Origin of the sequence: Nonomuraea cypriaca, assembly GCF_015645445.1 — a bacterium.
Lineage (GTDB): Bacteria > Actinomycetota > Actinomycetes > Streptosporangiales > Streptosporangiaceae > Nonomuraea > Nonomuraea cypriaca.
This window is the reverse complement of record NZ_JADOGI010000293.1, coordinates 1-11,306: the sequence shown is the minus strand read 5'-3', so window position 1 is coordinate 11,306 and position 11,306 is coordinate 1. Positions and strand designations below refer to the sequence as shown.

The 11,306-nt window shown below is 71.1% G+C and carries 11 protein-coding genes; 7 read left to right on the top strand and 4 right to left on the bottom strand.

The window, feature by feature from the left end; translation table 11 throughout:
• Positions 1–100 precede the first annotated feature (100 nt).
• From ITP53_RS49285 to ITP53_RS49275, 3 genes are all read left to right on the top strand, one after another.
• Positions 101–721, top strand: coding sequence for a DUF2306 domain-containing protein (locus ITP53_RS49285; RefSeq protein ID WP_236052042.1), 621 nt, complete (start codon positions 101–103; stop codon positions 719–721).
• 125 nt (positions 722–846) lie between these two features.
• A complete protein-coding gene (locus ITP53_RS49280; protein ID WP_195902396.1) occupies positions 847–2,001 on the top strand; it encodes a metallophosphoesterase in 1,155 nt (384 codons plus the stop codon).
• A 522-nt stretch (positions 2,002–2,523) separates the two neighbouring features.
• Positions 2,524–2,673, top strand: coding sequence for a hypothetical protein (locus ITP53_RS49275; RefSeq protein WP_195902395.1), 150 nt, complete (start codon positions 2,524–2,526; stop codon positions 2,671–2,673).
• A gap of 268 nt (positions 2,674–2,941) precedes the next feature.
• Here the strand turns inward: ITP53_RS49275 and ITP53_RS49270 are convergent, their stop codons facing one another.
• Positions 2,942–4,306, bottom strand: a complete 1,365-nt coding sequence (locus ITP53_RS49270; protein ID WP_236052041.1) for an SGNH/GDSL hydrolase family protein — start codon at positions 4,304–4,306, stop codon at positions 2,942–2,944.
• Positions 4,307–4,839: 533 nt separating this feature from the next.
• Here ITP53_RS49270 and ITP53_RS49265 point away from each other — a divergent pair.
• Both ITP53_RS49265 and ITP53_RS49260 read left to right on the top strand, forming a co-directional pair.
• Positions 4,840–6,126, top strand: coding sequence for a sensor histidine kinase (locus ITP53_RS49265; RefSeq protein WP_195902394.1), 1,287 nt, complete (start codon positions 4,840–4,842; stop codon positions 6,124–6,126).
• Positions 6,123–6,797 carry a response regulator transcription factor gene (locus ITP53_RS49260; RefSeq protein WP_195902393.1) on the top strand — a complete coding sequence of 225 codons (675 nt, stop codon included), beginning with the start codon at positions 6,123–6,125 and terminating at the stop codon, positions 6,795–6,797. Before ITP53_RS49265 ends, ITP53_RS49260 begins: the two co-directional genes overlap by 4 nt.
• Positions 6,798–6,993: 196 nt before the next feature.
• On the opposite strand, the gene ITP53_RS49255 is transcribed toward ITP53_RS49260, so the two are convergent.
• The 3 genes from ITP53_RS49255 to ITP53_RS49245 all read right to left on the bottom strand — a co-directional run bounded on the left by ITP53_RS49255 (position 6,994) and on the right by ITP53_RS49245 (position 8,759).
• A complete protein-coding gene (locus ITP53_RS49255) occupies positions 6,994–7,659 on the bottom strand; it encodes an SDR family NAD(P)-dependent oxidoreductase (RefSeq protein ID WP_195902392.1) in 666 nt (221 codons plus the stop codon).
• Between the two features lie 66 nt (positions 7,660–7,725).
• On the bottom strand, positions 7,726–8,205 hold the full coding sequence (locus ITP53_RS49250) for a MarR family winged helix-turn-helix transcriptional regulator (protein ID WP_195902398.1): 480 nt from the start codon (positions 8,203–8,205) through the stop codon (positions 7,726–7,728).
• Between the two features lie 305 nt (positions 8,206–8,510).
• Complete coding sequence (locus tag ITP53_RS49245; protein ID WP_195902391.1) at positions 8,511–8,759, bottom strand: ankyrin repeat domain-containing protein; 249 nt, start codon at positions 8,757–8,759, stop codon at positions 8,511–8,513.
• Between the two features lie 124 nt (positions 8,760–8,883).
• On the opposite strand from ITP53_RS49245, the gene ITP53_RS49240 reads away from it, so the two are divergent.
• The gene (locus ITP53_RS49240; protein WP_195902390.1) at positions 8,884–11,133 is read left to right on the top strand and encodes a histidine kinase; all 2,250 of its coding nucleotides are present in this window, start codon (positions 8,884–8,886) and stop codon (positions 11,131–11,133) included.
• The coding region (locus ITP53_RS49235; protein WP_195902389.1) for a response regulator transcription factor at positions 11,130–11,306 on the top strand (177 nt) is incomplete at its 3' end. The genes ITP53_RS49240 and ITP53_RS49235, both read left to right, overlap by 4 nt.

The following is an 11,306-nucleotide window of genomic DNA, read 5'->3' as shown; positions in this document are numbered from 1 at the left end:
GCCCCCCACCCACCACCAACCCTTGGAAAACTGAATGATCCACCACCAGCGGAGCGGGCCGGCCGCCGTCAGGCCGGCGCGAGCCCGCAAGATCTGGCTGATGCTCATCGTCGCGGCCGTGTTCGGTGCCGTGCTCGTCAGCCCCTACCTCGGGCTCAACAGCGACGGCAGCCGCCTCGACGTCACCAGCGAGCCGCACTACTACCTGCTCGTCGCGCACATCTTCACGGCGCTGGTCGCGCTCGTGCTCGGCCCGCTCCAGTTCATTCCCGCGATCCGGGCGCGCCGGCGAATGCACCGGACGATCGGCCGCTGCTATCTCCTGGCGGGGGTGCTGCCCTCCGCGCTGGCCGCCGTACCGGTGGCGCTGCTGTCAGGCCGCATCATCACCCAGATCGGCCTGACCATCCCCGCCATCCTGTGGCTGGTCACCGGCTGGCTCGCCGTCCGGGCCGCCCGCCGCCGCGACTTCGTCCGCCACCGGAACTGGATGATGCGCAACTACGCGCTCACCTTCCTCGCCGTCACCTCACGGATCCTGGTGCCGCTCCTCCTGCTGGCCCAAATCCCGTTCGGCGGCACGGCGGGCGCGGGCTCGATAGCAGCCGGCGCCCAGTCCATGATCCCGATCGGGCAAGCGCTCGGGTGGATCGTCAACCTCATCGTGGTCGAGATCCTCATCAGGAGGCCCAGATCCCGGCGAGCGCTGTCGAGCGCATGAAACACCTACGGATGTAGTCGAGAGATCGCAGCTACCCCGTCGTACGTAGAAGGGATGGCGCATTCCGGGCCGATGACGGGGACCCCCTTCGACCCGCCGCCGCTGACCTCGTTGGAGAGTGATTGATGTCGATCCCGTCATGGGTATGGGGGCAGTCGGTGATGTGGCTGCTGGCCCACCTCTATCTGTGGGCCCGCCTCGTCCGGGGCACCACGCCCGCCCGGTCCCGCGCCCGCCGCGCGGGCACCGTGCTGGCGGCGGTGCTCGCGGTGTTCATCCCGGCCGCGCTCATCACGCCGTTCTACCTGGACATCGCCGTGTCCCGATGGATCGCCTGGCCGAGCAACATCTGGTACGGGCTGGCCATCTACCTGCTGATCCTGCTCATCCTCGCCGAGCCCGTACGCCTGGCCGTGGCGGTGACCCGTAAGTGGCGGGCAAGAGCGCGGGCCGAGACTCCGGACCCGGCACGGCGCGTGTTCCTGGCCCGCTCGATCGCGGTGACGGCAGGGGCCGCCGCGACGGGCATCGTCGGGTACGGCATGGTGACCGCCCTGGGCCCGCCCCGGCTCGACCGCGTCACCGTACGGCTGCGGCGCGGCGGACCGAAGGCCCACGGCCTGCGGATCGCGCTGGTCGGCGACATCCACCTGGGACCGATACTGGGACGAGCGCACACCCAGCGCATCGTCGACATGATCAACGGCACCGGCGCCGACCTCGTCGCGATCGTCGGAGACCTCGTCGACGGCACCGTCGAGCAGCTCGCCTCCGCCGCCGCTCCCCTGCGCGACCTACGCAGCCGGCACGGCACGTTCTTCGTCACCGGCAACCACGAGTACCTCTCCGGCGCGGCCGAGTGGATCGAGGAGCTGCGGGAGCTGGGCATCCGGCCGCTGCAGAACGAACGCGTGGAGCTGCCCGGCCTCGACCTGGCCGGAGTGAACGACGTGACCGGCGCCCAGCAGGACCACGCGCCCGACTACGACCGGGCGCTCGGCGACCGCGACCCGGCCCGCCCGGTGATCCTGCTGGCCCACCAGCCGGTACAGGTGAACGAGGCGATGCGCCACGGCGTGGACCTGCAGCTGTCCGGGCACACCCACGGCGGCCAGATGATGCCGCTGGACCTGCTCACCTCCTGGGCGCAGCCGACACTCGCCGGGTACGAGCGCTTCGGCGACACGCAACTCTACGTGACCAAGGGAGCGGGATTCTGGGGACCACCAATAAGGGTCGGCGCACCCCCGGACATCACGATCGTGGAACTCGCCATCTGATATCTGATTTCTCACCCCCGCGACGACACGGACCGGCACACCCGCCACCTCGGTCTCAAGCACGCGAGACGCGCCGACGCCTGCCGCACGTACGCCGCCGACTGAGACCGGACGCCCACGCCCGGGCGTGGGCCGCCTACGCCGAGGGGTGCGTGCGGGAAGCACGCACCCCTCGACACGAAGACAGCGGCCGCGACCGCCTCCGAGGATGGCGCGACGTCCCCGTCGTCAGACGAAATCATGAGCAGCCAAAGGGAGAGATTGTGGACAAATCGATGAGCCGTCGCCGCATGGTCACGATGGGAGCGGCCTCGACGGCCGGCGCCGCGCTGCCGCTGGCACCAGGAACCGCCGCCGAGGCGGCACCCTTGACCCCGGCGGACAACCCCAGCCGAGTCTTTGATGTGAGGCCCCCTGCCCGCCTACGGCTTCTTCATCCGGCACGCCAAAGGCATCACGCTCGACAACGTCGAGGTCAGGTTCGACGAACACGACACCCGCCCCGCGTACGTATTGCGAGACGTGGCCGACGCCGACTTCCACCACAACCGGGCCAACACGGTCCAAGGAACGCCGACCTTCGTCCTGGACGACGTCGACGATTTCACCGTCACCACCAGCCGCCCGGTCCCCGACACCCGACTCGACCACACCGACCACAAGGAACTGTGACTCCTGACCCGCCCGACCGCCCGCCTTGGACTTGGTGACCGGCAGGGCGTAGTCGCGACTGCCCCACGTTTCCGGGGGTACGCAGGATGCCGTCGCCGGTACGACGCGAGCCGCATGATGGTCTTACGACCATTCGTGTGATCGACGATGGATGAGCAAGAAGCCGGGTGACTCCGCGTCGAATCAGGCACGTGGGTGCCGGTGCCGGCCGCTCAACGCCTGCACATCAGTTCGGTGGACGCGCTCTGGAATGCGGCGGCGGAGAGTATCAGCGGAGGAGGCGCAGGGGCACCGCCGTGGCCATGGCTTGTGCGCCGGCGTCGTTGAGATGGAGGTGGTCGCCGCTGTCGTAGTCGGGGCGCAGGCGAAGCGGCTGAGCCGGGTCGCGTACGGCCGCGTCGAAGTCGATCACGGCGTCGTAGGCGCCGCTGGTGCGGATCCAGCGGTTGACCGCCTGGCGCTTGGCCTCGATCTTCTCGTTCCAGAAGCCGAATCCCGGGCCTTTGAACGGGGTGACGGTGCCGCCGTAGATCTTCAGCCCGCGGGCGTGCGCCCTGGCGATGAGGCGCAGATGACCTTGGATGAGCTGTTCGGCCGTGACGGCCTCCTCCACCGGGGCGGACAAGCCGGGCTGGCCCAGGTCGTTCACTCCCAGGAGGACGATCACGTGCTCGGTGCCGGGCTGGTCCAGAACGTCGCCGCGGAAGCGGCGCAGCGCCGAGGGCCCGGAGTACGCGGCGTAGGCCTCGGCGGGCTTTCCCGCGGGCGGGTTCGGGTCGTGCAGGAGCCGGTTGCCGGCGATGCCGACGTTGGCGACGCCGAGGTCAGGGGTACGGCGGTCGGCGCGCAGCCGGTCCGAGAGCAGGTCGGGCCAGCGATGGTTGGCGCCTATTGTGGTCTCGACGCCGTCGGAGATCGAGTCGCCCAGGACCACGACGGCCGAGGTCCGAGGGCGGGCCGCCACGTTCACTCCGGACAGGAACATCCACTGCTCAGGGGCGGCGACCGGAGTCACCGTCCTGGCCCCGGTGACATCGCCGTCCGCGACAGCGTTCACCTGCAGCGCGTATTGGTGGACCGTGCTGACTTCGGTGCGTTCGGGCAGGTGGAGGCTGATCACGAGGTCAGCGTCCGGCGCCACGTCCAGCTTGACGGGATCGCTCACGACGCGCGCGCCCGCGGGGAGCGTCACTGCCCGTTTCCCACCGAAGGTCACCCGCCGGTCAGTGGCGGGGGCGATGTCGGTTCCCGTGGTGCCGGCGCGTGCGGCCACGTGCACCGCGCCCAGGCGCAGCGGCTCGTCGCCGTGCTCGTTGGACAATCGCAGGGTGAGGGCATCGCCGCCGACGCTGGTGTGCACTACCTGCCGTACGGTCTGGTCCTCCAGGTAGGTGATCCTGCCGTCCGGGTAGTCGGGAGCCTTGTCCGGGACGGCGGTCACGCCGGTGGCCCACGTGCTGACCCAGCTCGCCTGGCCGGGTGGCCCGCTCGGGCCGTACGCCGCACGCGCCGCCATGGCGGGCGACGGGGCGCTGACACCGCCGACCAGCGCACCACTCACGAGGACGCAACTGCTGAGCAACGCCATGACGCGACGGGACGAGACATTACGGAACGAACGGGGCAAGAGCATCGTCATCTCCTCGGAGCGCAGGGCTTACCTGGCGCGTCCATCGGGGCAACAAGGACATCGCACATCGTGTCGCCGCAGTCGGGCCGGGTCGTCACCCCTGGGAGGTAAGCCAAACTCCACAAAATGCTTGATTCGGCGGCGCCGGGCTACATCCTCACGACGACGTTTCCGACCCGCCGGAGGCGCCGGAATCGGCGCGTCACCTACTCCGCTCCGGCCGATGATCGCGTGCTCGGCGCCTGCGCCCTATGCGAGCCGTGGTCGCCTCACGGTCAGAGAGCGTGTCGTCATCCAGGTATTGCGACCGGGCTCTGGCTCCAGATGGTCGCGGTGGTCGTGGCCGTGATCAGCGCGGTGCTGGCGCTGACCCGCCGCTCGCCTCGCTGAGGGTGCACCGCCGCTGCCCGCCCGCGCGGAGATGTCATCTTCGCGGCGTACTGCCAACGCATCCCCACGGAGGACGTCCGCGGCAGTCTGAAACGGCAGAATCTCGAGTGACCAGCCGAGTGATATCTGGTAAGGAGAACGCCGTAGTGGCCGACCCAGGGGCCGACCCAGGGGCCGACCCAGGGGCCGACCCAGGGGCCGACCCAGGGGCCGACCCCAACGCCGCCCCGCGCCCCGGGCCGCGCACGCCAGCCGAACGGGCGCTCGACGCGCTGTGGGTCGCCGTCACCGCGGCGATCAATGTCGGCGGCGTCATCGTCGTGGCCGTGCACAACGACGCCCTGGGCGGGCTGACGCCCGGGATCGTGCTCTGGCTGCTGACCGCCCCGGTCCTGCTCTGGTGGCGCCGGCACAGCCCGTCGCTGGTGCTGGCCGGCTGCGCCGCCGTCACCTGGACGTACATATTCGGCGGCCTCCCGCCGGGCCCCGTCTACACGCCGATGATCGTCGCCTTGGTCGGCGCCGTCGTCCACCGTGCCCGCGCGGCGGCCTACCTCCTGGTCATCGTGACCCTGGCCGGACACGTCGGGGCCCTCCTGTTGCCTGCCCCGCCGTCCAGCGTGCTGCCCGATCTGCTTTCCGGCGTGGTAGCCCCGTCGCTGGCACGGCTGGGCGCCCTGGCCGCCTGGCTGCTCTTCCTCCTCGCGCTCGGGGAACTGATCCGGCACCGCCACGCCCTGAATGAGGAACGGCGCCGCCGCCTCGCGGCGAGCCTGGAGGCCCATGCGGACCAGCTCAGACGGGAAGCGGCCGAGGAACGCCTGGAACTGGCACGAGAGCTGCACGACGTGGTGGGCCATCACCTGTCGGTGATCAACATCCAAGCCTCCGCCGGCCTGCACCTGCACGCCAACCAGCGCCCGGGCGTCGAGGAGGCTCTGCGGGTCGTGCAGGAGGCGAGCGGGCGCGCGCTCACCGACGTGCAGGCACTGCTGGACGCGCTCAGAGACCCCACACGCACCGCGTCCCGATTGCCGTCCCCCTCACTCTCGGACCTGGACGGCCTCCTCGCCTCCGCGCACGGAGGCGGGCTCGACATCGAGGTCGAGGTCACCGGCGAGCCGCTGCGGCTGCCCGCGACCCACGACCTGGTCGCAGGCCGCGTGGTGCTGGAGTCACTGACGAACGTGCTGCGGCACGCCGGGCACCCCAAGACCTGGGTCCGGATCGACTATCACCCGAAACGGCTGTCGGTGCGGGTGGACAACCTGGCACCCACCATCGACGGCGCTCGTACGTCGGGAGGCGGGCGCGGCATCGCGGGCATGCGCGCCCGCGTGGAAACCTACGGCGGCATCCTGACCGCGGGCCCCGCCGAGCCGTTCGCCTGGTCCGTGCAGGCAACCATCCCCGTCCTCAAGGAGCACCGGTGATCCGCGTCCTGCTGGCCGACGACCAGCCCCTGGTGCGGGCCGGCTTCGCCGCGCTGCTATCCGGCGCCGACGACGTGGAGATCGTCGGCGAGGCAGGCGACGGGCTGGCCGCGATCGAGCAGACGCGGGCGGCCAGGCCCGACGTCGTGCTGATGGACATCAGGATGCCGAGGATGGACGGCCTGGAGGCCACTCGCGCGATCCTGGCCTCGCCCGTCACCGCCGAGGTGAAGGTGGTCATCCTGACCACCTTCGAAATGGACGAGTACGTGTTCGAGGCGCTGCAGGCGGGCGCGGCCGGTTTCCTGGTCAAGCACAGCATGCCCGACGAACTGATCAACGCCGTGCGGGTCGCGGCGGCCGGGGAGGCCATCCTGTCGCCAAGCGTGACCCGCCGGCTGATCGCCGAGTACACGCGCAGGGCCAAGCCGCCGCCCGGCAACCACGGACACCGCGACGAGCTCACCGACCGGGAACGCGAAGTGGTGATCCTCGTCGGCCAGGGACTGGGCAACGAGGAGATCGCCGCCGCCCTGTTCCTCAGCACGGCGACGATCCGCAGCCATGTGAGCCGGGCGATGATGAAACTCGACGTCAGGAACCGGGCTCAACTGGTCGTCTTCGCCTACGAGACCGGCCTCGTCAGCCCGGGCTGGGACCACCGCGCCTGACCTCCGGCGATCTTCAGACGCTCACGCCCGCCGTACAGCCGCTCCAGGCACCCGGCCGAACGTGCGGGCATCGAGGTGCACGGCATCAGGCGGAGTGCGGCGTAGCGACTCGATCGAGCTCTTGACGAGCATCCCCGGGATCGGGCCGATGGCCGCCGCCCACGTGATCGGCGAAATCGGTGTGTTGATTCACGTGTCAGGCGGGGAGGACCAGTTCGGTCTGGCTGTGATGGGTGTGGAGGTCCCAGTAGTGCCGGGCGAGGGCGTCGGGTGCGATGGCGGGGTATCCGTCGGGTGCGTTGTCGCTGATCATGGCGTTGACCGCGACGACACCGGCGTAGATGCCCTGGTCGGCGAGGGCGTTGTGGAGGTTGTGAACCCAGTTGCGGAGGCCTGCCTGGGCGGCGTTGAGGGTGGCAAGGAACGGATAGGGGCTGATCGCGCCGCCGCCGGTGGTGTAGAGCAGCGTCCCGGCCCCTGCTTCGATCATGGCGGGTAGGACGGCCTGGGTGGCGGCGACGGCGCCGTAGAGAATCTCCTGGATGGCGGGCGCGAGGTTGTCGATGGTGACCTCGGCAGGGGAGACCTGGACCAGGCCCGCATAGGGCGAGAACTCCAGCACGTCGATCCTGCCGAACCGGGCGGTCGCAGTCTCCAGCGCGGCGGTGAGCGAGGCGGGGTCGGCGACGTCGGCCGCGAACCCCTCGGCGGTGACGCCGTGCTCGGTGAGGCTGGCGGCCAGGGCGTCGAGGTTGTCCTTGCTGCGGGAGATCAGGGCGACGTCGTAGCCGTGGCCGCCGAAGACCTTGCCGAGGGAGGCGCCCAGGCCGGGGCCGGCACCGACGATCGCGATAGTGGGCATGACGGAAGTCCTCTCGTAGAACGGGTGAAGGTGAAAGACACTCGCGAGCCTGTTGCCCGCAGCGGGTCAGGAGTGTTCGGGGAGCTCGCGGGCGGGGTCGATAGCCCGCAGGACGCGGGAGGCGATCGCGCGGAGCTGCCGCTGCTGGGCCTTGGTCAGCGGGTCGACGACCAGGCGACGGACTTCGGCAACGTGCTGGGGCGCAGCGTCCTCGACTACGGCCAGGCCGTCGCCGGTGAGGGTCGCCAGGGTTGTCCGGCCGCTGGAGGGGGCGGATGACCGCGTCACCCAGCCGCGCTTCTCCAGACGGCTGACCACGTTCGACAGCCGCGACAGGGTCGCGCCGGCGTACTCGGCCAGCAGGCTCATCCGCATCGTCCGCTCCGGTGCCATCGACAGTGCCGACAGCACCATGTACTCGAACTGGCCGATCCCGGCGTCCCGCTGCATCTGAGCGTCCAGCGCGGCGGGCAGCTGGTTGAGCAACAACGCCAGCGCATACCAGCTCCGCTGTTCCTCACCATCGAGCCACCGCGGCTCCTCCATGTCTCCCACACCCCCTAACATACTTCAAACTTGAACCCTAAGTCCAAAATGATTAGTTTTCGCTTGAAGTTTCCCGGCCTTCTTGACGTGCTGTCATAGCGCATGAAGCAGCCGCTGGTTCCGGCCGCCCACCGCATCATCCACGGCCCTAGCCGACGACAAGCACTGAGCAGCGCCTGGCCTCACACTGCCTTGCCCCTCCCCGCAGCAGTAGGAGTTCGGGCCCTCACCAACAGCAAGGGGCCCGAACTCGCCGAGAGTCACAGAGCCATGCCCCGCGGAGCGTGGCATGGCTCTCATTCTCACTAACACGACGAACCTGGGCCCTCCATTCCCCTCGTGGTAAGCGGGCCAAGGCGTCTGGCACGGTGACAGCCACGAACGAGGACCACCAGGACATCCCCGCCGCCGGCACCCTGAAGGTATCCGGCCCGGTAGAAGGCCGTGCTTCCGTCCTCGTCGGCCTCGTCCGGTGACACGCCACCGTCCAGCAGCCGTCCGACCGCGTCGGCGTCCCCGCCCGCGACCGCGTCCAGCAGCTCCTCACCTGTCACGCGGTCAGTCTTCCTAAGAGCCCTCGGCCGATCCACCGGTCCGGGGTGCCCTCAGCCTCAGAGGTCAAGAACCGTAGGCGCTGAAGTGATGGCGTCCTGCGGAGATGTCGGTGACGATGAGTTCATGTCCGCCTGGTGGTCAGTGACGACGGCGACGCGGCGACGGTTCAGGGCCCCGGCGGCGGTCGCGATCGTCCTCGTCGTCCTGGGCGCGGTGGCGACCGCCGTCTGCCTGGACGCGCCCTCGGACCGCAGCGTGGTGCGGCTGGGGTGGCGGCCCGACGGCGTGGTGGTGGACGTCCCGGCCCCAGCCGGGAGCTCCGGGCTGCGGACCGGTGACCTGGTCACCGGCATCGCCGGGCGCCCGCTCGCCGACGGGCCGGGCGCCGTGGACCGTCCGCCGCCAGGGACGACCCTCCGGTATGACGTGGTGCGCGAGCGGCCGGCCGTCGTGGCCGTCCGGGTGGAGCGCCCGGACCCGTACCCGCTGGCCCTGCAGGGGTGGGGCAACCTCGTCTTCGTCGTGGCGCTCGCCGGGCTTGCCACCGCGCTGTTCCTGCGACGCCCCGGCGAGCCCGCCACGGGCCCGTTGCTGGTCCTGTCGGCGGGTCTGCTGGGCAGCACGTTCACCGTCGCCGCCGGGCTACCGGCCCTGGCCATGGCCACCGGCGGACCCCCGCTGTGGTTGTTCCACCTCAACGCGATCGGCGCCTACTCGATCTCCTGGGGTGCCCTGCTGGCCTTCACGATCGCCTTCACCTCCCGCCACCCCGGCTCGGTCCGGGGCCGCAGGACGATCGCCGTCGCGTACGCCGTGCCGCCCGCCGCGATGACCTTGTGGGCCGGGGTCGCCGCGCTGCTCGCGCCCAACGCTTTCGGCTGGCTCGGGCTGCTGCACACCGGCCAGACCGCGGTCGTGGCGCTGACCCTGGCCACCAGCACGATCTGGGGTTTCGTCAGCTACCGCGGCAACCCGGATCCGGTGATGCGCGGCAGGATGCGCTGGTTGCTCGGCGGCGCCGCCGTCACGGCCGTGCTCGGGCTCGCGGGCTGGCATCTGCCGGAGTTGGTCGCGGGCGCCCGGCTGCTGCCGTGGGGCGCGCTCGGGCTGTCGGCGCTGCCGTTCGTGGCCGGCATCGGGGTGGCGTTGCGCCGCCACCGGTTGTTCGACATCGAGCGGCTGGCGAACCGGTCACTGGTGTACGCCAGTGTCGTCGCGGTCCTGGTCGCCGGCTACGTGGCCGTCGTGGCGCTGCTGGCCGGCGGGCTGAGGTTGTCGCAGACGATGGCCGCCGCGCTCACCGCGGCGGGCGCGGCCCTCGCGCTGGCGCCGCTGCGCAACCTCGCGCAGAGTACGGTCAACCGGGTGATGTACGGCGACCGCCACGACCCCGCGAGCGCGCTCACCCGGCTCGGCACCCGGCTGCAGGCGGTGCTGCTGCCCGCCGACGTGCTGCCCGCGATCGTCGAGACCGTGGCCAGGTCGCTGCGGGTGCCGTACGTGGCGATCGACCTGGCGGACGGCACGGGCCAATGCCACGAGGCGGCCCAGCACGGCGTCGCCGTCGGCCCGGTGCACACCGAGCCGCTGCGCCACCACGGGACGCTCGTCGGCCGGCTGCGGGTCTCGGCACGCGACAGCGACGACCCCCTCGCTCCCGTCGACCTGCGCCTGATCGCCTCGCTGGCGCAACAGGTGGGCACCGCCGTGCAGGCGGTACGGCTGCACGACGACCTGATCAGGTCGCGTGCCGAGGTGGTGGCCTCCCGGGAGGACGAGCGCCGCCGGCTGCGCCGCGACCTCCACGACGGGCTGGGCCCGGCGCTGGCCGCCATCGGGCTCAAGGCCGGGCTCGCGGCCCGGGCCGTACCGGCGGACACGGCCGCCCGGCCCCTGCTCGAGGAGATCTCGGCGGAGGCGTCCGCGTCGGTGAGCGACGTGCGGCGCCTGGTCGAGGCGCTGCGCCCGCCGGCACTCGACCAGCTGGGCGTGCTCGGCGCCATCCGGGTCCGCGCGACCGCCCTGGCGGGCGAGATGTCCATCGAGGTCACCGGCCCCGAGCCGATGCCGGCGCTGCCGGCAGCCGTGGAGACGGCGGCGTACCGGATCGCCGTCGAGGCGATCACGAACGCGGCCCGCCACAGCGGCGCCACCCGCTGCACCGCCACGATCGCGCCGGCCGACGGCGGCGTGCAGGTGACGGTCCGCGACGACGGCCGCGGGCTCGACCCCGACCGGCCGCCCGGTGTCGGGTTCCGCTCGATGCGGGAACGCGCCGCCGAGGTCGGCGGCACCTGGTCGGTACGCTCCTCGCACGGCGACGGCACCCAGGTGCGCGCCTTTCTGCCGACGAGTCTGGGAGGGCCCCGATGATCCGGCTGATCCTCGCCGACGACCATCCCATCTTCGTCTCCGGCCTGCGGGCGGTGCTGGACGCCGAGCCCGGGATGACGGTGGTGGGCGTCGCCGCCACCGGCGCCGCCGCGCTGAGCCTGGCCGTCGAGCACCGGCCCGACGTCGCCGTGCTCGATGTCAACATGCCCGAC